20 protein-coding genes are annotated in these 26,797 nt (G+C 69.2%); 9 read left to right on the top strand and 11 right to left on the bottom strand.

Annotated features, from left to right (window positions below; genetic code table 11):
- Window positions 1–108 precede the first annotated feature (108 nt).
- The 4 genes from GF068_RS24605 to GF068_RS24620 form a co-directional block, all read right to left on the bottom strand.
- Window positions 109–423: an RNA recognition motif domain-containing protein gene (locus tag GF068_RS24605; protein WP_153821904.1), complete on the bottom strand. Its 315-nt coding sequence runs from the start codon at window positions 421–423 to the stop codon at window positions 109–111.
- A gap of 286 nt (window positions 424–709) precedes the next feature.
- Entirely contained in the window at window positions 710–1,129 is a 420-nt protein-coding gene (rnk, locus tag GF068_RS24610; protein WP_153821905.1) for a nucleoside diphosphate kinase regulator, read from the bottom strand.
- A gap of 92 nt (window positions 1,130–1,221) precedes the next feature.
- On the bottom strand, window positions 1,222–1,362 hold the full coding sequence (locus GF068_RS24615) for a hypothetical protein (protein ID WP_153821906.1): 141 nt from the start codon (window positions 1,360–1,362) through the stop codon (window positions 1,222–1,224).
- Between the two features lie 82 nt (window positions 1,363–1,444).
- Window positions 1,445–1,660, bottom strand: a complete 216-nt coding sequence (locus GF068_RS24620; RefSeq protein WP_153821907.1) for a hypothetical protein — start codon at window positions 1,658–1,660, stop codon at window positions 1,445–1,447.
- A 196-nt stretch (window positions 1,661–1,856) separates the two neighbouring features.
- Between GF068_RS24620 and GF068_RS24625 the strand changes: the two genes are divergently transcribed.
- The 6 genes from GF068_RS24625 (at window position 1,857) to GF068_RS24650 (ending at window position 10,143) form a co-directional block, all read left to right on the top strand.
- Window positions 1,857–2,486: a hypothetical protein gene (locus GF068_RS24625; RefSeq protein ID WP_153821908.1), complete on the top strand. Its 630-nt coding sequence runs from the start codon at window positions 1,857–1,859 to the stop codon at window positions 2,484–2,486.
- A gap of 26 nt (window positions 2,487–2,512) precedes the next feature.
- On the top strand, window positions 2,513–3,337 hold the full coding sequence (locus GF068_RS24630; RefSeq protein WP_153821909.1) for an MYXO-CTERM sorting domain-containing protein: 825 nt from the start codon (window positions 2,513–2,515) through the stop codon (window positions 3,335–3,337).
- Between the two features lie 178 nt (window positions 3,338–3,515).
- Window positions 3,516–5,552 carry a TolB family protein gene (locus tag GF068_RS24635; RefSeq protein WP_153821910.1) on the top strand — a complete coding sequence of 679 codons (2,037 nt, stop codon included), beginning with the start codon at window positions 3,516–3,518 and terminating at the stop codon, window positions 5,550–5,552.
- Window positions 5,553–5,872: 320 nt separating this feature from the next.
- Entirely contained in the window at window positions 5,873–7,420 is a 1,548-nt protein-coding gene (locus GF068_RS24640) for a cytochrome c peroxidase (protein ID WP_170319650.1), read from the top strand.
- An 87-nt stretch (window positions 7,421–7,507) separates the two neighbouring features.
- Window positions 7,508–8,197, top strand: a complete 690-nt coding sequence (locus tag GF068_RS24645; protein WP_338046554.1) for an HAD family hydrolase — start codon at window positions 7,508–7,510, stop codon at window positions 8,195–8,197.
- 41 nt (window positions 8,198–8,238) lie between these two features.
- Window positions 8,239–10,143: a M2 family metallopeptidase gene (locus tag GF068_RS24650; RefSeq protein ID WP_153821913.1), complete on the top strand. Its 1,905-nt coding sequence runs from the start codon at window positions 8,239–8,241 to the stop codon at window positions 10,141–10,143.
- Window positions 10,144–10,188: 45 nt separating this feature from the next.
- On the opposite strand, the gene GF068_RS24655 is transcribed toward GF068_RS24650, so the two are convergent.
- The 6 genes from GF068_RS24655 to GF068_RS24680 all read right to left on the bottom strand — a co-directional run bounded on the left by GF068_RS24655 (window position 10,189) and on the right by GF068_RS24680 (window position 18,767).
- Window positions 10,189–11,268: a monooxygenase gene (locus GF068_RS24655; RefSeq protein ID WP_153821914.1), complete on the bottom strand. Its 1,080-nt coding sequence runs from the start codon at window positions 11,266–11,268 to the stop codon at window positions 10,189–10,191.
- Window positions 11,269–11,460: 192 nt separating this feature from the next.
- Window positions 11,461–13,542 carry a DUF4215 domain-containing protein gene (locus tag GF068_RS24660; protein WP_170319651.1) on the bottom strand — a complete coding sequence of 694 codons (2,082 nt, stop codon included), beginning with the start codon at window positions 13,540–13,542 and terminating at the stop codon, window positions 11,461–11,463.
- Window positions 13,543–13,761: 219 nt separating this feature from the next.
- The gene (locus tag GF068_RS24665) at window positions 13,762–14,799 is read right to left on the bottom strand and encodes a phosphotransferase enzyme family protein (protein ID WP_153821916.1); all 1,038 of its coding nucleotides are present in this window, start codon (window positions 14,797–14,799) and stop codon (window positions 13,762–13,764) included.
- A gap of 42 nt (window positions 14,800–14,841) precedes the next feature.
- Window positions 14,842–15,999, bottom strand: coding sequence for a trans-sulfuration enzyme family protein (locus tag GF068_RS24670; RefSeq protein ID WP_153821917.1), 1,158 nt, complete (start codon window positions 15,997–15,999; stop codon window positions 14,842–14,844).
- A gap of 182 nt (window positions 16,000–16,181) precedes the next feature.
- Window positions 16,182–16,979, bottom strand: a complete 798-nt coding sequence (locus GF068_RS24675; RefSeq protein ID WP_153821918.1) for an STAS domain-containing protein — start codon at window positions 16,977–16,979, stop codon at window positions 16,182–16,184.
- Between the two features lie 198 nt (window positions 16,980–17,177).
- Window positions 17,178–18,767 (bottom strand): vWA domain-containing protein, encoded by a 1,590-nt coding sequence (locus GF068_RS24680; protein ID WP_153821919.1) that lies wholly within the window; start codon window positions 18,765–18,767, stop codon window positions 17,178–17,180.
- A gap of 427 nt (window positions 18,768–19,194) precedes the next feature.
- Between GF068_RS24680 and GF068_RS24685 the strand changes: the two genes are divergently transcribed.
- From GF068_RS24685 to GF068_RS24695, 3 genes are read left to right on the top strand one after another with little or no spacing between them, the layout of a single operon-like run.
- A complete protein-coding gene (locus GF068_RS24685) occupies window positions 19,195–21,171 on the top strand; it encodes a hypothetical protein (RefSeq protein WP_170319652.1) in 1,977 nt (658 codons plus the stop codon).
- Window positions 21,172–21,176: 5 nt separating this feature from the next.
- Window positions 21,177–23,015 carry a HEAT repeat domain-containing protein gene (locus GF068_RS24690; protein ID WP_153821921.1) on the top strand — a complete coding sequence of 613 codons (1,839 nt, stop codon included), beginning with the start codon at window positions 21,177–21,179 and terminating at the stop codon, window positions 23,013–23,015.
- Window positions 23,012–24,124 carry a zinc metalloprotease gene (locus GF068_RS24695; protein ID WP_153821922.1) on the top strand — a complete coding sequence of 371 codons (1,113 nt, stop codon included), beginning with the start codon at window positions 23,012–23,014 and terminating at the stop codon, window positions 24,122–24,124. The genes GF068_RS24690 and GF068_RS24695 overlap by 4 nt, the downstream gene beginning before the upstream one ends.
- Before the next feature lie 9 nt (window positions 24,125–24,133).
- Here GF068_RS24695 and GF068_RS24700 read toward each other — a convergent pair whose 3' ends face one another.
- On the bottom strand, window positions 24,134–26,779 hold the full coding sequence (locus GF068_RS24700; RefSeq protein WP_153821923.1) for a tetratricopeptide repeat protein: 2,646 nt from the start codon (window positions 26,777–26,779) through the stop codon (window positions 24,134–24,136).
- Between the last annotated feature and the right edge of the window lie 18 nt (window positions 26,780–26,797).

Raw genomic sequence — 26,797 nt, forward strand, 5'->3', positions numbered from 1 at the left:
CGGTGATTGTTTCATCCCCTGCTTTCGAGGGATAGAAAGCACAATGGCGGCGCGTCACGGCCGCTCGTGAGAGCCGCCGCAGCCGCGCCGCCGATTGTTGTTGCTCGATCAGTACCGGCCGCGACCGCCGCCGCCGCCGCCGCCGTAGCCGCCGCCACCGCCGCCACCGCGCTGGGGACGCTCCTGCGCCTCGTTCACCTTGATCGAGCGCCCGTCGAGCATCATCCCGTTGAACTGCGCGATGGCGTTGTTCGCCGCCTGCGCATTGCCCATCGTGATGAACGCGAAGCCGCGCGGCTGGCCCGTCTCACGGTCGGTGGGCATCGCCACCTCGCGGATGTCGCCGGCAGCGGCGAACGCGGCCTCCAGCGTGGCCTGGGTGGTGCTGAACGAGAGGTTTCCGACGTAAAGGCGATTTCCCATGTTGCTTTCGTGGCTTCTCGACGAGCGTCCGCGAGGACGCCAGGCGCCGACCGTTCGAAGAAGCCTCAGGGGGCGAACGGAGGGCGCACTGAAACGTACGAAGCCCCATCATGGGAACATCGTCCGCCGCAGCGCACGTTGCGTCATCCAGTCTTCCAAGCGAGCGTCAGTCTTCGGAAGAGGATCGACGTGCCAAGCTGCCAGGGACGTTTTCGTGTACAACGCGGTTGTATCGCCTCCGGCGACGTTTTGCAAGCATAAAAAAGGGCCTGTCCGCCTGCTCGCATCACAGGTAAAAATTCCCCGCCGCCTCGGGCTGGTAGGGGACGGCGAGCACGCGCAGCCGCCGCTGGCCGGCGATGGGCATCGGCCACACGATCGCCTGGCCCACGGCGAGCCCGAGCAGCGCCGTTCCAATCGGCGAGAGGACGGAGACCCGCCCTTGGTCGACATGCGCGTCGCGCGGATACGTGATCATCACCTCGCGGCGCCGCAGCGTGATCTCGTCCATGTAGACGACCCGGCTGTTCATCGTCACCACGTCGGGCGGCACGCTCGGCGGGGCGACGAGCTCGGCGCGCGCGAGCTCCCTGTCGAGCGCCTCCGCCGCCGCGCGCGTGACGCCTTCGAGGTGGTATTCGACGACCAGGCGGAGGCGCTCGGCGTCCTGGGTCGTGATCACGAGGTTCGGAGCGGTGGGATACATGGGATGGACCTCCTGTGCAGTGGTCTGGACATTCGAATGGAAAGAGAACGCGGCGCGGCGCGGCTCGACGCGCGCGCCGCGCTCGAGAGGAATCATTCGCCGCTTTCGTCTTGGTCGCTCTCCCCGGTGAGCACACCGGCGAGCGATCGCAGCCCCGCGACGCAAGACACCAGGAGCCCGAGCTTCACGAAAAGCACGAGCTCGGGGCGCGTGAGAAAGTACGAGAACCTCATCGCCGCCTCGTCGGTTGAAATCACGAACGAGCGAAGGCCGCGGCACACGCGCCTCGAACGCGCGAATGCCCGCCTTCGCCTGCTATCGCTCGGCGATCTCGACCGGAGGGCCCCGCGCCAGATCGGGCGCCCGCTCCTCGGCGCCGCGGCGCCTCGGATCGAGCCGATCGGCGGCCCCCACGTGGGTCGCGCGGCTCATGCCACGCCCGAACATCAACAAGCCTGGATCTGGAGGCTCGTTCACGTCACGGCCGCCCATGCTTCGCGCCGCAGAGCTGTTCTCTGGAGGATTCGTCATGGCGGCCCACGTTCACCTCCCAGCTTCCGAGACGGGGGCGCGAAACGCAAGCGCAAAGATTTCGTCCGTTATGGCGCGGCCAGGCGCGCGCTCCCCCTCCACGCGCCCCTTCGTCGGGGACGAACGCCCCGTCCCTGCGCCTCCCCCATGACAGACGGACTCGTCCGTCCCCGCCCCTGCGTGGTACCGTCGCTCCATGCACGACGCCTCTTCCTCTTCCAAGGATCGCCCGCGCTTCGCCCGCGGCGCCGCGGCCCTCTTCGCCCTCGGCTTCGCCTTTGTTGCGTGCGGCGGGAACGCGAACTACCCGGACCGCCCCGACGTCACGGCCGCGCAGGCCGCGTGGTGTGACGCCCTCGCCAAGTCCGAGGGCCCCGGCGGCGCCTGGGACCGCATGACGGAGTGCCGCTCGGCCTTCCCCGCGGCCTCGGCCGCGTACATCCGCGTGATGACGAAGTGTTTCTTCGAGCGCGTCGAGGAGGCCAAGCAGTCCGGTGATCCCGCCGCCGCCGACCGCGCCCTGCTCCTCTCCGAGTGCAACGAGAAGGCCCTCGTCGATCTGCCGATGACCAGCGCCGGCGTCGACGAGGTCATCGACGCCCGCTGCAACCGCGCCGTGCGCTGCGAGAAGGTCGAGTTCACCGAGTGCAAGGCCGCCATGAAGCGCCTCGAGCCCGCGCAGCAGGCCATGTTCACGACGCGGTACAACGCCCGGACGCTGCACGACATCGCCGGCTGCCTCGGCGGCTCCTGCGGCGACAACGAGGAGCAGGCCCAGGCCGAGTGTTACCAGAGCGCCGAGGACAAGCTCCTCTGGTTCCCGTGAACCACAATCTGATAGGTTGTCCCACCATGAAATCAGCGCTGACACACAAGGGCCCGCCGCGACGCGTAGCCCTCCTTCAGGCGTTCTTCGCCGCCCTCGCGCTCGCGTTCGTGCTCTTCGCGCCGACGCACGCGTTCGCCGCCGGCACCGTCACCATGGCCACGAAGGAGCCCGAGGAGGTCAACGGCCGGTGGAAGCTGAACTTCACCATCAACTACGGGTCGAAGCCGGACATCGCCTACGTGCCGATGATCTTCAGCTTCACCCCCGTCGTGCTCTACGAGCGCTCGCTCACCGACCAGTCCCCTGAGCGGCCGATCCTCACGAAGCTCCCGCTGAAAGGCCAGCCGAGCATCAACGAGAGCATGGACGTCGGCTTCTCCGACGCGAGCGGCAAGGTCTTCAACATCACGAAGTTCGACTTCGTGATCCGCCGCGACAAGGGCTTCGAGGCCGGCGAATACCAGCTCAAGATCACGCGCCAGAACGACGGCGCCCAGATGGGCCAGACCATCAAGCTGATCCTCAAGGGCGACAACCCCATCGTCGACCGTCGCGCCATCGTCTTCGCCGGCGAGAAAAAGAAGAAGAAGCCCGCCGAGGAGAAGAAGGCCGAAGACACCTCGGCCGAGAAGACCGAAGGCGGAAGCGAGCCCGCCGCCCCCGAGGAGACGAACGACGCAGCCGCCACGGGCGAGACGCCCACCGAGGCGCCCCCGTCCGTCGAGCCCAAGCAAGGCGGCTGCGGCTGCCGCGTCGCAGGCGCGCCTCGGCCCTCGTCCTTCGCAGGCCTGTCCGCTCTGCTCCTCGGCGCGGCCCTCGTCCTGCGCCGCAGGACCGCCCGCGGCTGATCGCGCCGCCGGACGTTCGCCGCGGCCCTTCCTTTTCCCGAGCATCCCGCAAAACCCGGCTCGCCTCCCTTTTCGGTGGGAAAGGCAGCAGTTCGGCCTGCAGAGCCCCTCCGCTGGGTGATATCCTCTCCGCTACTCGCCCGCCACGTACGGTCGGCGATCCAGAGCGGAGAAGGGCATGCGCAGACGCTTCGCATTTCTTGGTTTCGTGAGCACGCTCGGCGTGGCGATGTTCGCCTACGGCTGTAGCAGCGGCGGCAGCAGCAGCAGCGGCTCCGGCGGCGACGCCGGCGACTCGAGCGGCTCGAACAGCGGCGGAAACGGCCAGGGCGCACAGGGCGGCGAAGGGGGCTGCCTGTTCAACTGTGGCTCGGGCGGCAATGGGGGCACGCCGAACGTCCAGCAGCTCGTCATCACGCCCCAGAACCCGACGCTGAGCGTCGTCGACCTCAACAAGCCGAACCAGGTCTTCACCGTGAAGACCCAGGACGGCCAGGACGTCACGAGCAGCGTCTCGTGGGTTTACGAGCGCCCCGACATCGGCGACATGACCGGCGCGACCTTCACGCCCACCGGCAACGTCGGCGGCACGGGGGTCCTCACGGCCAAGCTCAACATGGCCGATGTCAGCACAAACGTCACGGTCAACGTCAAGAAGACCGTCAACGCGGCGAACCTCGACCCCGCGCAGCAGGCGGCCTTCGACACCCCGGTCGGCCCCGATCCGGGCATGAACGTCGTTTATCCGTACCACGACACCGTCTTCCCGCTCGGCGTCCTCGCGCCCGAGGTGCAGTGGAACAACGTCGGGAGCGGCGAGACCTACCGCCTCAAGATCACCGAGAAGCACCTCGAATACGTGGTCTATTTCCAGACCGGCGCGCCGGCTCGGTATCTGATGGACCAGAAGGACTGGGAATACATCGGCTCCTCCGGCACGGGCGCGCAGAGCGACCCGGTCCTGGTGCAGCTCTCGCGCCTCGCGCCCGGCGGCGGCGCCTACCAGCCCGTGGTCCAGACCTGGCGTATCGCGCAGGGCAAGGTCCGCGGCGCCGTGTATTACTGGGAGCTGCCCCTGAACGGCGCCGGCAACGGCCGCATCCTCAAGATCAAGCCCGAGTCCGCCACGCCCGAGGAGTTCTTCAACCCGGGCGGCTGCTGGGGCTGTCATACCGTCAGCCGCGACGGCAAGACCATGATGGCCACGCTCGACAGCAACGTGCCCTTCCCGCAGATCACCATCGATCTGACGCAGACGCCGGCCGTGTACGGCCCGATCCAGCCGCCCTCGCCCATCGGCGGCACGTTCGGCGCCTTCAACCACACGGGCGACAAGCTCGTCGTCAGCAACGACGCGGCGTCGAGCCCTGGCAGCTCCATCCTGCGCATCGTCGACGCCGCGGGCGGCGCGGTGCTCAACAACAACGCCATGGGCAATGGCTGCGGCGAGCCGGCGTGGTCGCCCGACGGCGCGAAGCTCGCGGCCATCTGCGGCCTCGGCGGCAATGGCTGGATCTTCGACGCGAACAGCGGTTACCTCGCGACGGGCGACGTCGCCGCCGACGGCGTCACCGTGAGCAACGTGAAGCAGATCGTCCAGCAGGCCGGCGCGCAGGGCCGCCCGGCGTACCCGAGCTTCACCTCCGACAGCCAGTACATCGCGTTCGGCCGTCCCACCCAGGGCTCGCGGTCGACGGGCAATGGCGACCTCTGGCTCGTCAAGCCCGACGGCACCGAGCTGAAGAAGCTCGCGATCGCGGCGAGCGACAACAAGAGCTTCAACCCCGTCTTCGCGCCGCAGCGCGCGGGCGGCTACTACTGGCTCGTCTTCATCTCGCGCCGCGATTACGGCAACACCCTGGTCAACACGAACCGGCAGCAGCTCTGGATGACGGCGATCGACGACCCGCCGACGGCCGCCGATCCCTCGCATCCGCCCTTCTACATGCGCGGCCAGGAGGGCAATGGCCTCTCCGAGAACGCGTACATGGCGAAGGAGCCCTGCAAGGAGAAGGGCGAGGGCTGCGTGACGGGCGCCGATTGCTGCGACGGTCAATGCGTCAAGGATCAGAGCTCCGGCGCGTACGTCTGCGGCGAGGCCCCGCCGCCCGGCTCCTGCTCGGAGACCGGCAACGCCTGCACGACGATGGCCGATTGCTGCAACCCGGTCGACGAGTGCATCGACGGTTTCTGCGCGCAGAAGCCGCCGAAGTGACCTTCCCCCTCGCCTGCCCTCCCTCTCCGCGCGGCGCGCGCTTCGGAGAGGGAGGGAGCTCCCGCCTCCCCGCGATCGTCGCCTTCTCCCATCACTGACAAAACTCGGCGTGGCACTTGCCTTGCTCGGCGTGCCGCGCCCGTGCTTTTTTTGCGCGCGTGCCCGATTGACCAGCACATGCAGGATGTGCGTCACGGGCATGGTCGCCGCGATTTTCCAGCAAAAAGAAAAGGAGCCTTCGCGCGGATAGCTTGAGGAACCGACGAGAGACCGGACAATCGAATACAAGGAGACAAAGCATCGTGATTACCCTTAACGTGGTGACGAAAAGCGCGACGTTCTTCGCGTCCGCGGCGGTGCTGCTCTCGAGCATGAGCGGGACGGCCCTCGCCCAGGACAAAGGCGCGCTCGAAGACCTGGGAAAGTACGTCTTTTTCGACAAGATCTCGTCTCCGCCTCGCCAGGCTTGTGCGACGTGCCACGTCGCCAAGCACGGCTGGACGGCCGGCGTGGCCGGCGTCAACAAAAACGGCGTCGTGGTCCCCGGCGCCGACCCCAAGGCGGCCGGCCGGCGCAAGCCTCCGAGCAGCGCCTACGCGAGCTTCAGCCCGCCCTTCGCCACCCTGCCGAAGACCATGACCATCGCCGTGCTCTCGCCCGAGGTCGCGTGCACGAACGGCTTCTTGCCCCTCTGTTACGGCGGCGCCTTCTGGGACGGCCGCGCCGAGGGCCGCGACAAGCCCTTCAAGGCCCCGCCGAACTTCACGGGGGAGGGCGCGGTCGCGCACGTCGGCTCCGAGATCTTCAGCAGCCTCCTCTTCGAGGACGCCTACGAGGGTTTCCTCGGCCCGCTCGCGGATCAGGCGCTCGGGCCCTTCCCGAACGACAACGAGCAGAACGTACCCGACGGCAGGGATCACGGCCTGCCCGGCGCCGAGGCCGTCTGCTTGCACGTCGCGTCGTCCGATTATGCGCCTCTTTACACGATGGCCTGGGGCGAGCCGATCAACTGCCGCATCCCGGACATCGCCTTCAAGCGCGTCGCGCTCGCGCTCGCGGCCTGGCAGCACTCCGACGAGGTGAACTCGTTCAGCTCGAAGCGCGACATGGCCGCCCGGACCATCGACGCGCAGGGCCGGGAGGTCCTCGCGCTCCCCTTCAGCAGCCTGACCCCAGAGGAGAACCTGGGGCACGACCTGTTTTACGGGCGCAACGACTCGGGCCTGAACCCCGAGCTCAAGGCCGCGCGCTGCAATGCCTGCCACAGCAGCGGCGAGTCGGCCTTCCTCGGGCCCGCGCTGGCCTCGAAGGGCGACGAGCTCGACCAGATCTACAGCGATTTCGCCTATCACAGCATCGGGCTGCCGCCGAACTGCGACGCCACGAACTACGACCCCGATGGCGGCGACGCCGGCATCCTCTCGCACGCCGATCCGAGCGCCGTCTACGACGAGCTCGACCCGGACGCGACCCCCTTCGCCGGCCACTTCAAGACCCCCACCCTGCGCAACGTCGACAAGCGCCAGGGCAAGGGTTTCCCCAAGGCCTACATGCACAATGGGTACTTCAAGACCCTCGAGCAGGTGGTCCACTTCTACAACACCTCGGTCCTGCTCCGGGACCACGTGAGCTGCCCGCCCTGCACGACGGCCGAGGAGGCGATGGAAAGGGGTTGCTGGCCGGAGCCGGAGTTCAATATCGACAACGCGGCCGAGAACCTGGGCCTCATCGGCGACCTCGAGCTCACCGAGCAGCAAGAGGCCGCGCTCGTGGCGTACCTGAGGACACTCTCCGATACCCTCACCGTGGATCCGCCGAAGCCCTTCAAGGGCAAGCCCAAGGGACAGGGCAAGGGCAAGGGCAAGTGACCGTACGCGAGGCGTGAGCCCGTCGCCCGGCCGAACGGCCTGACGCGACGGAGAGCGCGCCGCGAAGGTTCTGGCATACTGCCCCCCGTGCGTCCCACCGTCCTCCTCTTCGACATCGACGGCACCCTCATCGACTCCGGCGGCGCGGGCCGCCGCTCCATGGAGCGCGCCTTCGAGCGCGTCATCGGCCGGGCCGACGCGTGCGCTCACTTCTCCTTCGACGGCATGACCGATCGCGCCATCGTCCGCTCGGGCCTCGACGCCTCCGGCGAGCGCGTGGACGAGCCGGCCATCGACCGCGTCCTCGGCGCCTACCTCGAGGCCCTCGCCGCCGAGGTCGCCGCCTCCACCGGGTACACCACCCACCCCGGCGTCGACCTCGTCCTCGATCGCGCCGCGGCGCATTCCCACATCGCCCTCGGCCTCGGCACCGGCAATGTCCGGGACGGCGCGCGCATCAAGCTCGATCGCGCCCGCCTCTTCGATCGTTTCTCCTTCGGCGGCTTCGGCTGCGACGCCGAGGACCGCGCCGCGATCCTCGCGGCCGGCGCGCGGCGCGGAGCGGAGCAACTCCGCCGCGATCTCCATGATTGTCGCGTCGTCGTCATCGGCGACACACCCAAGGACGTCGCGGCGGCCCTCGCCATCGGGGCCGAGTCGCTCGCCGTCGCCACGGGCAGGTTCGTCCCGGGAGAGCTCGGCCGGGCCGGCGCCACGTTCGTCTGCGACAACCTTCTTTCGCCCGGGGCCTTCGCAATGCTCTTCCCCGACGCCTAGGGTTCGGATTATACCGGGCAAAACCCCTCGGAGCCCGGTTCATGAAACAACGCTCGTTCTCCTCCCTCGCCGTCCTCGCCCCGCTCGCCCTCACGGCCGCGGCCCTCGCGTGCAGCTCTGCGCCTCCCCCGCCCACACAGTCCTCGGCCACGGCGGCCACGGGCGGCGCGGCCGCGGCGGCGCAAGGGCCGGGCGCCGCCGCCGAGAAGCCACCCACGGCCGAGGAGGCGCACGGCTTCACGATCCGCGTCAACGACGACCTCAAGAAGCTCTGGACGGCGTCGGCGCGCGCGGCCTGGGTCAACAAGACCTACATCACGGACGACACCACGGCGCTCTCGGCGGCGGCCGAGGAGGCCAACATGGAGTACCTCGGCGGCGCGATCACCGGCGCGACCCGCTTCGACGGCCTGACCCTCCCCGAGCCCGTCGCGCGCCAGCTCAAGCTCATCAAGCTCTCGAGCACCCTGCCGGCGCCCGCGGACCCGAAGAAGCGGGCCGAGCTCGCGCAGATCGCCGTCTCCATGGAGGCGGATTATGGCAAGGGCAAGTATTGCCCCTCGCGCCTCGGCGGCAAATGCCAGAACCTCGACGAGCTCTCCAACATCATGGGGAAGAGCCGCAAGTACGACGAGCTGCTCGAGGCGTGGACCGGCTGGCACTCGATCGCGCCGCCGATCCGCGAGCGGTACAGCCGTTACGTCGAGCTCGGCAACGAGGGCGCGCGCTCCATCGGCTTCTCCGACATGGGCGCGCTCTGGCGCTCCGGCTACGACATGACGCCCGAGGCCTTCGAGGCCGACACCGAGCGCCTGTGGAACCAGGTCAAGCCCCTCTACGACGAGCTGCATTGCCTCGTCCGCTCGAAGCTCCGCAAGGTCTACGGCAAGGACAAGATCGGCGACAAGGCCCCGATCCCCGCGCACCTGCTCGGCAACATGTGGGCGCAGGACTGGTCGAACCTCTACGACCTCGTCACGCCGTACCCGAAAGAGGCCTCGATCGACGTCACGAAGGCGCTCGAAGGCAAGAAGGTCGACGCCATTGAAATGGTCAAGATGGGCGAGAGGTTCTTCACCTCGCTCGGCCTCGACCCCCTGCCGAAGACCTTCTGGGAGCGCTCCCTCTTCGTCCGCCCGCGCGACCGCGAGGTCGTCTGCCACGCGAGCGCCTGGGACGTCACCTACGGCGGCGACATCCGCATCAAGATGTGCATCGAGCCGAAGGAGGAGGATTTCATCACGATCCACCACGAGCTCGGCCACAACTACTATTACGTCTACTACCACACCCTCCCGGTCCTCTTCCAGGCGGGCGCCAACGACGGCTTCCACGAGGGCATCGGCGACACGGTCGCCCTGAGCGTGACCCCGGGCTACCTGAAGACGATCGGCCTGCTCAAGGACGCGCCCGAGAACCCGAAGGCCGAGACGAACTTCCTGATGAAGCAGGCGCTCTCGAAGATCGCCTTCCTCCCGTTCGGCAAGCTCATCGATCAATGGCGGTGGGACGTCTTCGCGGGCAAGACGCCGCCGGCGAAGTACAACGAGGCGTGGTGGAATCTGCGGCAGAAATACCAGGGCGTCGCGTCCCCGGTTCCGCGCAGCGAGAAGGACTTCGATCCCGGGGCGAAGTTCCACGTCCCTGGCGGCACGCCCTACACGCGGTACTTCCTGGCGCACATCTACCAGTTCCAGTTCCACCGCGCGCTCTGCAAGGCCGCCGGCCACACGGGCCCGCTGCACACCTGCTCGATTTACGGCAACAAGGCCGCCGGCGACAAGCTCAAGGCGATGCTGGCGATGGGCGCGAGCAAGCCCTGGCCGGAGGCCATGAAGGCGATCTCCGGCGAGACCCAGGGCGACGCGAGCGCGATCCTCGAATACTTCGAGCCTCTTCGCAAATTCATCCGCGAAGAGAGCAAGGGCGAGACCTGCGGCTGGTGATCGGATCGGCCCCCTCGGGACGAAACACCGAGGGGGCCCGTCTGCTCAGTTGAACAGGTAATCGCAGAGCTCGCTGCCCGGGCAGCAGATGTCGAGGCCGCCGAATTGCTCGGTGTGCGCGCAGACGCGGGATCCCTTGCTCGGGTAATAATACGCCCAGAAGAAGCACATCTCCTGGTTCGCCGACTCCCCGAACCCGACCTGCGAGCTGCTCTGGTTGTCCCAGGCGCACGTGAACCGGAAGCCGCCGCCTTGCGGCACCTCGAACGGCGGATCGTGGTACACGGTCGGCGGCTCGCTCCAGAGCCAGTTATCGACCTTGTACACGCTGACCTCCCCCCCGAGCTCGCCCGACGCCGTCGCGACGGTCACGTTCTTGCCCCACTGGTGCGTGTGGCCCGTGACCCCGAAGAACTTCGACCCGGCGAGGTCCGCGGGCAGCGCCATGTACACGGGCCCGAGCGACGCCGTCGAGTGCGGCGCGATACTGATGTCGGGGCTGCCGATGAAGAGGAAATCGGCCTCGTCCTTGAAATCCTCCTCCTTCATCACGTGGAACGTCGACGTCGCCGACACGTCGAGCTCGCTCAGCGACGCGTTCAGGTAATGCATCTCGAGCCGCACCATCTGGTTCGGCTGCATCGTGAACCCGACGCCGTCCGGCAGCGTCAGCGTCTCCTCGTGCTTCTGCGTGATCATCACCGGCGCGCCCTTCGACGGGTCGAGCGTGTCGGCGAACGGCTGGCAATCGTAGGGCTCGAGCTGCTCCATCGTGTCGTTCGTCCGGTACACGATGAGGTGGTGCGAGCCCGTCGGCAGCACGTTGTGGATCTCGTGGATCCGGATCATCTCGTCATTGCCGAGCCGCTTGATCACGCATTGCGTCCGCTCCGTCCCGGGCGCGACCTTCACGGGGTCGAACGTCACCGTATACGACATCCCCGACCCGCCGGCCCCGCCGCCGCCGTTGCCGCTGCTGCTGCTGCTGCCGTTGCCGCTGCCCCCGCTCCCTCCGCCCCCCGCGCCGCCCGGCCCGCCGCCCGCCGGCCCGAGCTGCACGTCGCCGGAGCTCGAGCAACCGACCATTGCAAAAGAAATCGCGACCACGGAAAGAAGCGTTCTCATGGTAATTCTCGCTTTCGTGTGGGCAAGGAGCGTGGAAAACGAGCATACCGCGGCGCCGAACGCCGCGTCCATGCCTTTCCGCAGAGACGCGCGGACTTCCGCAATCGTCGCAATTTTAGATGAGTGAAAAACCCCTCTCCCGGACGGGAGAGGGGCTGGGGTGAGGGAGAGGGGTTGGGGTGAGGGCGTCGCTCAGCGCCGGCGACGACGCCGGAACGGCACGAGCATCGCCGCGAGCAGCGCGCCGAAGAGGCCCATCGAGGTCTTCGTGTCGCTCTCGCCCGCCACGCTGCAGTTGCAGCCGCCCTCGACGTCCGAGCCGGGCGTCGAGCCGCCCGTGCCGCCGCCGCCGCCTTCACCGGTCGACTCGGGCCGGCACTCCGCCGAGCAGCCGTCGCCGTTGGTCGTGTTGCCGTCGTCGCACACCTCGCCGGTCGTCAGCACGCCGTTGCCGCACCCCGTCGCGGTGCAGTTCGAGTCGCAGCCGTCGCCGTCGTCCTTGTTGCCGTCGTCGCACGCCTCGCCGTCGGTCACGGTGCCGTTGCCGCAGGCCGTCGACTTGCAGTTCGCGTCGCAGCCGTCGCCGTCGTCCGCGTTGCCGTCGTCGCACTCCTCGCCGAGCGTCTGCACGCCGTTGCCGCAGGCCGTCGCCGTGCAGTTCGAATCGCAGCCGTCGCCGTCGCTCGTGTTGCCGTCGTCGCAGGCCTCGCCCTCGTTGAGGATCGCATTGCCGCAGCCCGGCAGCTTGCAGTTCGAGTCGCAGCCGTCGCCGTCGTCGGTGTTGCCGTCGTCGCAGTCCTCGCCCGTGGTCTGGATGCCGTTGCCGCAGACGCTCGGCGTGCAATTCGAATCGCAGCCGTCGCCGTCGACCGTATTGCCGTCCTCGCAGGACTCGCCCGCCGTCAGCACGCCGTTGCCGCAGGCCGTCGCCGTGCAGTTCACGTCGCAGCCGTCGCCGTTCGTGTCGTTGCCGTCGTCGCAGGCCTCGCCCTCGCCGACGAACCCGTTGCCGCAGCTCGGGTTGAGGCAGTTGCCGTCGCAGCCGTCGCCGCCCACCGTGTTGCCGTCGTCGCAGAGCTCGCCGCCGGTCACGATGTTGTTGCCGCAGCCCGTCGGCGTGCAGTTCGCGTCGCAGCCGTCGCCGTTCGCGAGGTTGCCGTCGTCGCAGGTCTCGTCGCCGGCCATCACGCCGTTGCCGCAGGCCGTGACCGTGCAGTTCGAGTCGCAGCCGTCGTTGTCGGCCGTGTTGCCGTCGTCGCAGACCTCGCCCTCGGTCACGAAGCCGTTGCCGCAACCCGTCGGCTGGCAGTTCGCGTCGCAGCCGTCGCCGCTCACGGTGTTGCCGTCGTCGCAGGCCTCGCCGTCCGTCACGACGCCGTTGCCGCAGGCCGTGACCGTGCAGTTCGCGTCGCAGCCGTCGCCGCTCGCCACGTTGCCGTCGTCGCAGGCCTCGCCTTCCGTCTGGACGTTGTTGCCGCAGGCCGTCGGCGTGCAGTTCGTGTCACAGCCGTCGCCGCTCGTCGCGTTGCCGTCGTCGCACGCCTCGCCGCTCGTCACGACGCCGTTGCCGCAGGCCGTGATCGTGCAGTTCGAATCGCAGCCGTCGTCGCTGTCCGTGTTGCCGTCGTCGCACGTCTCGCCGGCCTCGGCCTCGGCCACGCCGTCGCCGCAGGCGCCGACGTCGAGCGTCATGACGATGTGCATGTCCGGGAAGCCGATCGCCGCGGTGTCCGTCGGCTCGTTGATGGAGCACTCCGGCGCGCGGATGTAGCTCGGCGCCGACTGCCCCGCGCCGTTCGAGCCGACGTAGAAGAACCTGCCGTCCGCGGAGCCGTCCGGCGCGAAGATCTCGACGACGATCTGATCCTGCGTATCGAAGGAGATGCTCGGGTTCAGGGGGACCGTGATCAGCGACGCCTGCTGATCCGGGACCGACACGGTGACGGCGCCGATCTGGACGAGGTTCGCCACCTCGAAGGTCGAGCCGAGCGTGTAGAACTTGACCTGGATGTCCTGCGGGCCGCCGAGCGCCTCGTCGATGCCGAACTGCACGCTGCGGATCCCGCTCGCGGGGATGCCGATGCCGAACAGATCGAACGCGCGATAGAACGAGTTTTCGGACGTACCGGCGCCGCTGCCGCAGGCCGCAGAGGCCCCGTAATCGACCGTGGTGGGGTCGGTGTTTTGCGTGATGGGCGCGGCGCCGGCGAGGCTCGCGAACCCGAGCACCGCGCCGACACACATCACCCCGAAGAACCCTCGCTTCATCATCATACCCTCCGCGCCTCCTCGCTGGCCGAGACCAAAACCCCGGGTCCTCGCTGCGTCCGCTCCGAACCCTCGTCGCTTCATGCGCACGAGAGGCGGGACATCCGGGAGTCGGGCCAGAGGATGGTCAAATATCGTGAGCAAACGATCATGAATCCGCCCCCGTGGCAAGAGCGGAATGAGCGCTGGACGCTTTTTTTACCGCCCGGACGACGGACACGTGGCTCAGCCCAGCGCCACGCGCGCGGCGCGCTCGAGGCCCGTGCGCTGTGCCTGTACGCTGTCGAAGAGCGCGAGTTGACCTTTGCCGCGCACGAGGTTGTGTTCACCACGCGCCGGGAATCGCCGCGGGTCGAAGCCAAAATACGCTTCGCGCAGCGCGTCCGCGAGGAACCGCGCCGAGAGCTCCAAGGTTATCGTCGCGAGCCCATCCACCACGGCCCCCGCCTCCTCGACCGAGACGAGCCCCAAAGGACGCGTGATCTCGCCATACCCCGCGAGCGCCGCGCCGAACGTGTCCGCGTCGAGCGTCACGCGCTCGACGTCCTCCCCCGCCGGATTGCACCAGGAGCGAAGCGCGTCCCCCATCTCGAACGGCCATATCATCCGCCCGAGTGTGTCCAGATCCACGAGGCACACGGCCTGTTCGCCCTGAAACAGCAGATTCGATATTTTCAGGTCTCCGTGCACGTGGCGCGACGGCAGGCCCGAGAGATCCGGCAGTCGGGCGGCCTCGGCGAGCAGGCGCCGCGCGAGCGGCTCGACCTCGCCGAAGAGCCGGTGCCCCGCGTGCGCCTCGAGCGCGGCTTCGAGCGTGGCGAGGTGCTTCTTCGTGTCGTGCACGCCCGCCCGCACGTGCCGGTAGTCGTACACGAGATCGGCGACGGCCGCGTGAAACCGCGCGACCATGCGGCCCGCCTCGCGCGCGACGCTCCCGCTCGGCACGCGATCGTGGCTCCTCCCCGCCACGTACGTGAGGGCGCGATAGGGCCGCCCCTCCTCGTCGTCGACCCAGAGCGCGCCGTCGTCCGTGCGCAAAGGCCGCGGCGTCACGAGGCCCTTCCGCGCGAGGTGCGTGGTCACGGCGTCGATGTCCTCGTTCACCACACCCGCGAACACCGGGTGCAGCCGCTGCACGATCACCTTGCCCGCGCGGCCCTCGACGAGGAACGTGCGGTTGATGAGGCCCCCGCCATGCACGGCGTGAGGCCGGCCGTCGAGGTCACGGTAGCGGGCGAGGATCCATGCCGGGATCGTCTCCATCGGCGCGCGAGGATGCACCGGGAGGCGTTTTTCGACAAGAACTCAGTCCCCGGCGAGCGCCTGATCGAGGTCCGCGATCAGGTCCCGCGTCGCCTCGATCCCCACCGAGAGCCGCAGCAGATCCTTCGGCACGCGCGAGCCCTCCCCCTCCACGCTCGCGCGGTGCTCGATGAGGCTCTCCACCCCGCCGAGCGACGTCGCGCGTTTCCACAACGAGACCCGCGACGCGACCCGCACCGCCGCCGCCTCGCCGCCGCGAATCCGGATCGAGAGCATCCCGCCGAAGGCCCCGTCCATCTGCCGCGCCGCCACCACGTGCCCGGGGAACGAGGACAAACCCGGGTACAACACGGAGAGCACGCGCGGGTGCCGCTCGAGGCGCTCGGCGATGGCGAGCGCGCTCGCGGAGGCCGCCCGCACCCGCAGGAACAAGGTCCGCATTCCCCGCACGAGCAGCCAGGCCTCGAAGGGCCCCGCGAGGCTGCCGATCTGCGACCGCGTCGCGCGAATGCGCTCCCAGAAATCGCCCTCGCGCGCCGCCGTCAAGGTGCCGGCGAGGACGTCGGAGTGACCATTCAGATATTTCGTCGCCGAATGCAGCACGAGGTCGGCGCCCCAGTCGATCGGCCGCGTGAGCACCGGCGTCGCCGACGTCGAGTCCACGCAGACGAGCGCGCCCGCCGCGCGCGCGAGCCGCGACACCTCGGCGATGTCCGTCACGCCCCAGAGCGGGTTCGCCGGCGTCTCCACCCAGACGAGCCGCGTCTCGCCCGGCACGATCGCCTTCGCGACCTCTCGCGGATCCGTCATGTCGACGATCGACGCCCGCAACCCGAACCGCGCCCCCGCGCTGCGAATCCAGCTCTGGAGCGAGCAGTACATCGCCTCCGGCACGACGACGTGGTCCCCGGCCTCGAGGCTCAGGAACACCGCCGTCGCCGCGGCCATCCCCGACGCGAACAGCATGCTCGACGCGCCGCCCTCGAGCGCCGTCACCAGGGCCTCGGCTTGATCGAACGTGGGGTTGTCCGAGCGGCCGTAGACCCTGCCCGACCGGTACTGGTTGTCCGGATCTCGCAGGAACGTCGTCGACGGGTGAATGGGCGCGACAATCGCGCGCGTCTCCGGATCCACCCATCCGAGCGCCTGCGCCGCAATGCTCTCCCGGGCGAACTCTCGTCCTGTGGAATCGTCCCGCATGGGCCTCCTCGACGCCCCCACTCTACCCCGAATCTCCGAGGGCGCCCGGCCTCTTTTCGTTCGATCGCGGGAATAAGCCGAGAGCAAAAACCCGAAATGCCATCGATTCGGCATTCCTGGGAGAGCTCTCCCCGCGGGCCGGCCGGCTCGACGAACGGCTCGGCGCGCGCGGGCGACTGGGACTAAAACGCGGGGGCCTTCTTCTGGGCGGCCATTTGCCGGATGCAATACGAGAGCCCCTGTCGCAGGGTCCCGAGCGTCTTCAACGACGATAGATCCATCCCGATCGAGATGATCGTCTGCGCCACGTTCGGCCGGATGCCCGTGACGACCCCGCTCGCGCCGAGCAGGCCGAGCGCGCGGACCATCCCGATGAGGTAGTTCGCCGTCGCCGTGTCCACCACGTCGACCCCGGTCAGGTCGAGCAGCACGTAGCGGGCGCCCGTGCGCGAGACCGAGGCGAGCAGATCGTTCATCACCCGCGCCGCGCGGCTCGAATCGAGGATCCCCACGAGCGGCAGCGCGATCACCCCCTCCCATACCTCGAGGACCGGCGTCTCCAGGTTCCGGATCACGTCCTCTTGCCGCTCGATCAGATCCACCTTCTGCGCGAGATCCCGCTGCGCCCGCTGCGCCTCGGAGACGTCGATCGACATCCCGATCACGCCCGTCACCTCGCCGCCTTCGCCGATGACCGGCGTATACCAGCTCTCCCAGAAGACGCCCGGCGAGGGCTCCGTGACCTTGCGGTGCTTCTCGCCCTGGAGCGCGCGGCGCAGCCACACGTTCGCCTCCTCGGGGTAGAGATCGAACGCGCATTTCCCCGTGATATCCGCCTGGGCCTGTGCCGCTTTCCCGTCGTGGAACGTGAAGTTGCCCTTGGGGTCGACAGCCCAGACCACGACGTCCAGGTTATCGAGCAGCGAGCGCAAAATGGTCGCCTCTGCAGCAGGTCCGCGGTCGACGCCACCACCGTCCATGCCACCCTCCCCCGGCCAGAAAGGCCGTACAAATCGTAATGGGTTCAGGAGCTACCATGGACGGATAGCCAGCGCCACGGCTCTGACGGCGCCGAGGCTGGAAAAGCAGCAATCGGACGGGGTGGCCCGCAGGAAATGGACGGGGCGCGTGAATGGGCCCCCGCGCGGCGCGGGGGGCCCGAAACGCCCACTACGGAATCAATACTGCGGGTGCTTCTCGAGGATGGAGAGGACCTCGAGCAGCTCGGGATCGTCGCCCTGCGTGTTGGCCGCCTTCGCCAGGGCGTGGGCGTCCACGAGGGCCTGATGCCCGCCCGACTTCAGGGCCTCGGCGAAGGCCACGATGGCCTTGGCCTTGGGCAGCCCGGGCTTTTGCGCCGAGAGCAGCTCCCCCACCGTCGTCGTGATCGCGGTCTCCTGGTCGAGGTACGTGAGCGGCGTCTTCCAGCGCGCCCGCACGGTGATCGTATCGGCCTGGACGATCTGCGCCGGGTCGCAGGCCTTGAGCACCTGATTGAAGATCATCGCGTCGCTCGGCGCGAGGTGCTGCGGCTCGACCTCCTCGGGGTTCTCCGAGTACTCCTCGCCGTAGAATTTGTGCATCTGGAAGTACCACGGCATCGTCAGCTCGACCTGCACGCCACGCGCCGCGACCTCCATCGTCTCGTCGAATCGGTCGACGAACATACGCGCCGCCTCGGCCGGGTCGTCGAGGTAGATGTACGCGCCGCGCCCCTTGTCGGTCACGATATCCATGAGCCTGTCCTCGTACGAGCCGGCGGGCCCGGTCCCCACGCCGACCAGGTAAATGCCCTCCTTGTCGGCGTCCTTCGATTTCTCGCCGATGAAATCGGCGTCCGTCTGCCCCACGTTCGCCCCGCCGTCGCTGATCAGCACCATGCGGTTGAGCCTGCCCGGACCATAATGTTGCTCGGCGAGCGCGTATCCCGCGACGAGGCCGCTGTGCAGGTCCGTCCCGCCGTTCGCCTGGAGCCCGTCGGCCAGGGCCACGATCTTCGGGTCGTTCGGCCCCGTCACCACGTGGCCGCTGAGCACCACGTTGTTGCTCGTGTTCCAGGTGACGGCATTGACGACGTCGCCCTCCGACAGGCTCGCGGCGAGGGCCTTCACCGCGGCCCGCTCGCGCTCGATCCCGGGCCCGCCCATCGAGCCCGAGGTGTCGAGCACGAACGTCACCGTCATCGGGCGCCGCGGCTCGACGGCGTCGTAGGATCGCACGGCGATCTGGAAATCGAGCTCGTTTTCGACCGCGGTGTTCGCGAGCTCGGGGAAAATCGCGAGCTCTCCCGCCGGCGGGGCCTGGTAACGAATCTTGTAATAATTGAGGAACTCATACGTGCGGATCTCGTGCGCCATCGGCTCGAGGCCCAGGTGGATGAGCTCGCGGACGTGGACGGGAGAGCCCATCGAGTTCGAATCGTCGGCCGAGAGGTAAAGGACGACGGGCTTCGAGTCATCGAGCCCCTCGCAGGTGAACTCCGTCGAGGCGTCGGTGCCCGCGTCCTGCGAAGGCACCGGCACCGCCGGATCGGACGGAGGGGGCTCGGTCGGGAGATCACCGCCGCCGCCGCCGCCGTGGAAGCCGCCCCCGTGGCCCTCGCCCGCGCCCGCCCCCACCGACCCCACGGGCCCATTTCCGCCCGACGCTTCGGCAAACCCCCCCGCGCTCGTGCTGCCATCCACGGCGAAACACGCGGCGAGACTCCCGCCGAGCGAAGCAAATGCCAAAAAAGGGACGCCGAACAAGCGCAACGACCGGTGTTTCATGAGGACCCTCCGGAGCAAGGACGCGAGAGCCAGCAAGCGACATGCCCGGGCGCGAGCGCACGATTCCCGCGGTGAACCTCGTTCTTTTTGAACCGGCGCGCCTGGCCCACGCTGGCACAACGAGGACGCCCGTCGGCCCGCGGCGTCATGACCTCACGCGGGGGGGGTAAGGTCGGGGCGCGACAGGTAAGGCCGAGTAAGGCGACGACGAGGGCGAACCACCCTAGCTTTGCACGTGTCGACGGCGGGCGCGTATCGCTCGCCTCCCTCCGAACCCTGGACAGCACGAGGTCCCATGAACTTTCGCCCTTCTTACGCCCTTGTTTTCTCCCTGCTCGCCGCCGCCTGCCAAGATGCAGCCGTTTGTGAGGAGGGGAGCGTCGACCAAGATGGCCAGTGCGTCGCCCCCGCCTCCCCCCTCGGGTGGGTGCGGCTGACGCACCTCGATGTCAAATACGACCTGTCGAAGCCGGTGTACGTCAACAACCGGGTCCCCATCACCTTCGGCATCACCGCGAACAGCGACGACCCCGCGAATCCGACCACCGAGAACGTCGCCGTCACCTTCTCGTTCGTCGAGGCGAATCCCAGCGACCCGAACAATCCCATCGCGTGCAGCTCCAGCGCCATCAACGTCGAGGTGATCTGCGACGGGACCGAGCGGTTCGTCGACGCCTTCATCTGGCCCACCACGCAATGCGCCGAGCTCGCCGCGAAAAACGCCGAGGTGAACCTCCAGGTCGATTTCAACGGCGACCCCGAGCTCGCGGCCGAGATCGGGTCGAAGCTCACCGCCCCGAGCGTCGTGTTCACGGAGGCGCGCCGCAGCGACGAGCTGAACCAGCGTTGCCGCGCTTCGCTCGACGCGGCGGACCCCAAGCCCGGCTGCGTGCACGCCATCAACCTCCAGCCGACCCCCACCGGCGCCGAAGGCTCGCTCATCGACGTCCGCTACGCCCTCAGCTCGAGCTCCTCGGTTGCCATCGTGCCGATGGTGCAGACCGAGGACATCGGCCCCGAAGGCCCCGCCGACGTCGACCCGACCCTGGTCGTCCAGTCGCGTTTCGTCATCAACGGGCGAGATCCGTACATCTCCCCCCTGGACCCGGCGCTGATTCCGCCGGCGCTCCTCGAGGCCGTCCCCGACATCGAGGAGGAGCTCAAGTTCGACCTCGACGACGCGACGCTGGCCGCCCTCACCACGCTGCCTGGCAAGGCCACCGTTTCGTACACCATCCGATCGGCCGCCGACAGCAATACACAAATGCCCCTCACCATCCGGGATCCCGCCGATCCGACGAAGAAGGTCGCCGAGGTCGTCGTCGAAAAGATCGTGCCCGGCACGCCCAACGACGCCGTGCACGAGCTCTTCCTCGAGGGCGCCGCCCTCGAAGCGGTGGCGCCCGGAGGCGTGTGGGCGAACCAGAACGACTTCATCGTCCGCGGCTGCTTCACCGGCGAGTTCGCGCAGGGCGGCAACGAGGGCGACGGCAACCTCGACGATTGCCGCGAGCTCGAGGTCGTGCTCGTCCGCGAGGCGTCGTCCGCGTCGGCGGCCTCCTCGCGCAGCTTCAACAAGGCGTTCGAGCGCAAGCTCGGCAATGATCGCATCGCGATCGAGAGCTCGATGTCGACCCAGAACCGCCTCGACCTGAGCGGCGCGTTCAGCCGGACCGAAGGGGAGGTCGCGCTGAAGGGCAAGATCGGCAAGAGCTTCGACCTGACGCTGGCGCGCGCCTTCGCCGACGCGAACCTCGCCGTCGACCCCACGAAGACCTCGTACGAGGTGGGCGTCGACGCCTTCGGAAAGCGCATCTTCGGCGTGTCGGAGCAGGCGTCGATCATCGTCCAGACCGAGGACTTCAGCGCCTCGAAGTCCTTCACGATCGGCAACCTCGGCTTCGGCTTCGGGCCCGTGACCGTCGGCATCAAGATCGGCGTCGGCGGCACCATCGGCGTCGAGCTCGAAGACACCCTCGAGGTCTTGGCGGACAACACGAGCTGCCAGGCGCTCCTGAATGCGCCCGACACCATCCCGCAATGCGGCCGGATCACGCGCGTCACGTCGCCGAATTTCGGCCTGACCGGCAGCCTCGAGGGCGGCATCGACCTGAAGATCGTGAAGGCGGGCGTGGCCGCGGATCTCCGCTTCGCCACCACGAGCTTCCCGCTCGAGACGACGCTCGGCTTCGGGATCACCGACCAGAACAAGATGCTCGTCCGCGGCAACGCGACCTGGGACATGACGTTCACGCCGCTCTCCGGTGACATCTCGATCGTCGGCAAGGTCGGCTTCCGTCGCTTCGCCAAGCGCCTGAAGGTCCACCTCTTCAGCTTCTCCACGCCCACCATCGAGACGCGGCTCCTGAGCGCGTCGATGGCCAACTTCGAGGAGCTCCAGTGAGCGTCATGGCGAAGGGTACGCAGAGAGGCGTCCTCGCGGCGCTGCTCGCAGCCGCTTCGATCCTGGGGATCACGTTGGGTCTCCGGCGAGCGGCGGAGCCCGAGGCGCCTGCCAAAGAGACGGAGGCCGCGCGCGCGGCCTCGGTCGCCCCGCTCTGCCAGTTCAACCTCGGCGAGACGGCGGCGTTCACGCTCGAGTCGACGGCGCGCGACGTGCGCGGCGAGGAAGAGGACCACTTCCGAGCGACGTTGAGCTGGGAGGTCGTCGAGCAGCTCTCCGCCACGCGTCATCGGCTGCGCGCCGCGCTGAGCGACGTCTCCCGGAGCGACACGTTGACGCTGCCGGAGGAGCGCGCCGAGGGGCCGCTCACCGACCCGTTTTTCGTCGACATCGACGCCTCGTGTCGGTTCGTCGGCTTCGGCTTCGCGCGGGACTGGGACGCTCGCCGTCGTCAGCTCGTGACGTCGATGCTCTCGACCCACGAGTTCGTGCTGCCTGCCACGCTCGAGACGGGACGCTGGAGCGCGTCCCAGTCCGATGGGATGGGCCCCTTCGAGGCGCGTTACGAGAACGTGTCCGAGGGGCCGGGCTCGGCGCTACGTTTCAAGCGGCGCAAGGCCGCCTACGACGGGAAAACGCGCGCCGAGGCGCTCGGCCTGTCGGTCGTGGTGGTCGCCTCGGAGGCCACCGCGAACTTCGACCCGAACCGCCCGCAATGGCTCAGGTCGACGTCCGGATTCGAGCGCATCCAGGTCCTCGTGCAGGGCAACGTCCAGGCGGACTTGCTCCAGCGCTTCCGCCTGGTGCGGGACGACGCGCGTTTCGTCGCGATACGCGCCACGTCGCCGGGCGACGCCGACTTCCGCGACGCCTCCGCCCTCGAGGTCGCGCACGATCAAAAGGTCGATGCCGAGATGGCGAAGGTGACCTACGAGGAGGCGCTGCGGTCGTTCCTCGCCCACTTCCGCGGGACCGGGGATCCGAGCTACGCGGCGGCGCGCGAGCTCGCGGCGTGGTTGAAGGCGCACCCCGAGGGAGCCAAACGGTTGGTCGCCGCGCTGCGGGCGGGCGACATCAACGACGCGGCCCGGCCCGCGTTGTTCCTGGGGCTCGAGCTGTCGGGCACCGAGGCCGCGCGCGCCGCCCTCTCGGACGTGCTCGAGGACCGGCGATTCCGCACGGTCGACCGCGCCCGGGCCGCGTCCGCCCTGTCCGACATCGGCGCGCCCACGCGGGACACGGCCGAGCTGCTCCTCGCGAAGGCGCAGAAGGACCACGACGACATGGTCGCGAACGTCAGCTTGCTCGGCCTCGGCAGCATGGCCCGGCGGAGCGGCGACGATGACGAGCTCAAGGCGTACGTCCACGCCTCGCTCGACAGGGAGCTCTCCGCCGCCGGGGACGAGACCAAGGCGCGCCTCGTCCTCGACGCCATGGGCAACAGCGGCGACCCGGCCTTCGCCGACGAGCTCGAGGCGCAGCTCGACGCGGAGAGCGCTTCGACGCGGCAACACGCGGCCGAAGCGCTGGGGCGCCTCGATCCCGTCGAGGCCGGGCCGCGCCTCCTCGGCCGTCTCCGCGAGGAGACGGATCCCGCCGTCCGCGCCACGATCGTGGGGGCCATGCGCGGCGCGCCCACGGCCGACGCGATCACGCTGATGGCGGACAAACTCGCGGCCAGCACGTCGATCCCGGAGCGGGCCGCGATCATCACGTGGCTCGGCGCCGCGTCTCGTACGCGCCCCGAGGCGCGCAGCCACCTCGTTTCGCAGTTCCACCGCGAGACGAGCGCTCGGCTGATGCAGCTCATCGGCACCTTCGTGCCCGCGGCGGCGCTGCGATGAGCGCGCGAGCAGCGTTCGCCGGTGTCGTGCTGGCGGCGCTGCTCGCCGGCTGTTCCTCGCACGTCCCTGCAGCTCCGGACGCTGCCGCGTCGGCCTGGGTCGAGGCCTTCACCACGCAGTTCGAGAGCGACGGCGAGACCGGCAGCGTGGTTCTCCCCGCCGAGGAGCCCATCGCTGCCCTCGCCGTGCGCGCCACCACGGCCCCCGGCGTTTGCTTCCAGCCGAGCTCGGTCGTCGACGGCGAAGGGCGCGTGGTGGTCGACGGGCGCAGCGCAGGCGCGTTTTGCCGCGACTGTGAGCTGCGTTCGTCGGTCGCCGTCGAATCTGGTGTTTTTCTTCTCCCGACGGAGGCGGGGCATTTCGAGCCGGCGACCGGCCTCTCGCTCCGCTTCGCTCGGGTCGACTGCCGGACCCTGACGCCGCTCACGGCCCCGGAAGACCGCCCCACGCTGCGAGTCGCGACGCAGCGTATCGAGACGATCCCGGATCTCGCGACGATCGACCTGCGCTTCCACATCACGAAGAGCTCGATCCTGTTCGGCGACGAGGACCGCCAGGAGGAGTTGATGGCACACCTCGGGCAGGAGCTCGCCTCGGGAGGCCTCGTTCCCCGGCTCGTCGACGTTCACGAGCTCGACGCGCTCCCCGGGGAGCTCCGCTTTCACGCGGGCGACCCCACGGCATTGTCTGCGCTCCTCACGAACGCCCCGCCCAAGGCCGAGACGACCATCGACGTCGTCTTCGGCGGCTGCTTGCTCTACGACGACCCGATCTTCGGCCCGCCCGTCGAAGTCAAGGGATTCACGCCGAGGATCCCGGGCGGCGCCGGCCCCGCCGACGCCGTATTCATGCCCGGCCTCGATTGTTTCGCGCAAGCCGCGGGGCCCGTCGATCTGCCCGCCCGCTCGCAGGCGCGCCTCCTCGCGCACGAGCTCGGCCATTATCTCGGCCTCTACCACGCCGTCGAAGCGGACGGCCTCGCCGACCCGCTCGACGACACCGGCCCGGACAACCTCATGTTTTTCCGCCCCGATCAGGCCACGGCGGTCGGCTTCAGCCCATTCCAAGGCCGCGTGATGCGGATGCACCCTGCCGCGCGCGCCCGCTGACCGTCGAGGTCACGACGCGCCTTCGGTCGGATTCGCGCCGGGCGTCGCGCCGTCGAAGCGCTGCACCTCGAGGTTGGGATCCAGGGCATACCCGTCGTCCTGGCTGCGCAAGAAGTCCCGCAACCCGCGACGCCGCAGCTTGGAGACCGCCACGTAGATGCGGTTCGCCGCGGCGTCGGTTCGAATGCGCTCTCCCGGCCAGGCCGCGCGCTGGATCTCCTCCAGCGAGAGCCCCACGCCGGGCCGCGCGCGCCGCTGCTCGACCAGCGCGAACAGGATGCGGCGCAGGACGGGATGCTGCCGCAGATCCTCCCATTCGCCCCCCGGGGGTCGATAACAACCCGCGCTCGGCGCGATCACCAGCGCGTCGGCGGACAGCTCCTCGGCGGCCTCGGCCGACAGGCGACCCAGCGCGGCGCTCAGGATCCGGAGGCCGATACGCACGTCGTCCGACAGCTCGGCCGGCGACGGGCCGCCCGGCGCCGAAGCGCGGTGCGCTCGCTCCATCCGCTGCCGCACGCGCTGCAGGAGCGCCCTCGCTTCCTGCGGCTCGTTCGCCTCCAGCGCCTCGGCGGCGCAAAGCTCCGCCGCGCCCCAGGCCAGATCCACGAACGCCGCCGCCAGCGCGTCTCCACCACTCGTGACCGCGAGCTCCGCCTCCGCGAGCAGCCCGCGGGACGTGGTGAGGTCCCCGAGCGCCGCGAGCACCATCGCCAGCCTGCCTCGCGCCAGCGTCTCGGACCGGACGTCCCCGGTGGTGCGGAGCGCCAGGAGGGCGCGCTCATGATACCCGCGCGCGGACGCGAGCTGGCTGCGCTCGTGCTGCAGCGTGCCCAGGTTGCCGAGGGCGATCGCCTCCAGGCGCCGATCCCCGGCCCGCTCGAGGAGGCGCAGCCCGAACTCGTAATGCACGAGCGCCGTGCCCAGGTCGCCCTGCTCCTGCTCCAGCACGCCCAGGTTCACCTGAACGATGCCCTGGAGCCGCACCACGCCCGCATCGCCGAGCACGCGCAGCGCGTCCTGGTAGCGCTCCCTGGCGGCCTCGTACTGGCGGAGGTCGTGCAGCAGGGCCCCGAGGTTCGCCAGCAGCCTTCCCTCCGCGCGCCGGTCCCCCTGGCCGGCCAGGCGCGACATGGCGAGGTCGTAACACGCCCGCGCCTCCGAGAGCTCGCGCTGCTCGTGGTGGAGCACGCCCAGGTCGGTGACGATCGCCGCCTGGATGGCGAACAGGCCCGAAGCCTCCGCCAGCTCGATTCCCTGATCGAACCTCGAGCGCGCCTCGTCCACGTGACCTCGCACCTGCGCGGCGCGGCCTCGCGCCGCGAAGAGCGGCGCGCCGAGCGCCGGCGGCAGGTCCGGCGCGAGGTGTAACGCTCGCTCCAGCAGCTCGAGCAAGAGGTCCGCCGGCCCCCGTCGCGCCAGCGCCGGTTCGATCGCGAGCAGCGCCCGGACGGCGCGTTCGGGCGCGGGGCCCGCGCGAGGCCGGTGCTCTCCGCTCGGCGACCGCTCCAGCCGCCCGAGCTCGCGCTTCAGCGCCGCCACCACGTTGTCCCGCAGCTCGGCGTCCAGCGGCTCGTCCGGGCTCTGCTCGTGCCTCCCGAGGGCCAGCGTCAGGAAGTGCGCCGTGTGGCGCGCCTCCGCGTGGAGCTCGGGATCGATCTGCGCGTAGTGCTCGTCGAGGAGCTCGCGCACGCACTCGAAGAGCCCCAGCTTCCCCGTGCCGAGCACCCGGAGCAGCGACTTTCCCCGCAGGGATTCGAGCCGAGAGAGCACGTCCTTGGCGCTCAGCACCGCCTCCGCCGACGAAAACGAAAAGGCCCCAGGGAACAGCGAACACTCGACCAGCGCGCGCTGGTCCTCCTCCGTCAGGAGGTCCCACGACCACTCCAGCGCCGTGCGGAGGGTGGCCTGGCGTGGCTCGGCGTCACGAAAGCCGCCACAAAGAACGTCGAGCCGCTTGCCCAGCCGGGAGATCAGCCCGTCCACGCCGAGCAGGGGCAGCCGCACGGCGGCCAGCTCGATGGCCAGCGGGATCCCCTCGAGCTTCTGGACCAGCTCCGCGATGCGGGGGGCGTTCTCGTCGGTCAGCTCGAACGCGTCGTCCTCGGCCCGCGCCTTGAGCAAAAAGAGCTGGACCGCTTCGGACGCGGCGAACGCGGCGTCCGCGGGCAGGCTGAGCGGGCCGAGCTCCAGGATCCCCTCACCGCGGAGCCGCAGCCGCTCGCGCGAGCCCAGAAGAAAACGAACCTCGGGCGCCTCCCGCAACCAGCGACCGACGGTCTCGACGGCGAGGTGCGCGATCCGCTCGAAGTTGTCGAGCACCAGGAGGATCGGCCCCCGCGCGGCCAGCACGCGCCCGAGTCGAACCGGGGCCTGGTCGGACTCGCGCCCGCCGGGCAAGACGACGTCGAGCGCGCTCGCGACCGTCTCGCACACCGTCCCCAGGCAACGCGCGCTGGAGAGATCCACGAACAGGGACTCACCCGCAAACCGGCTCGCATACTCGACCGCCAGGCGGGTCTTTCCGATGCCGGCCGGCCCCCACAACGTGATCAGGCGCCTCTCGCGAAACAACACGCCGATGCGCTCGAGGTCGGCGCCTCGCCCGACGAACGGGGTGAGCAGCTCCAGCGACGGGATGTCGGAGCCGCGCACGGCGGAGCTCGGCGGACC

The sequence above is a fragment of the Polyangium spumosum genome, from assembly GCF_009649845.1.
Taxonomy (GTDB): Bacteria; Myxococcota_A; Polyangia; order Polyangiales; family Polyangiaceae; genus Polyangium; species Polyangium spumosum.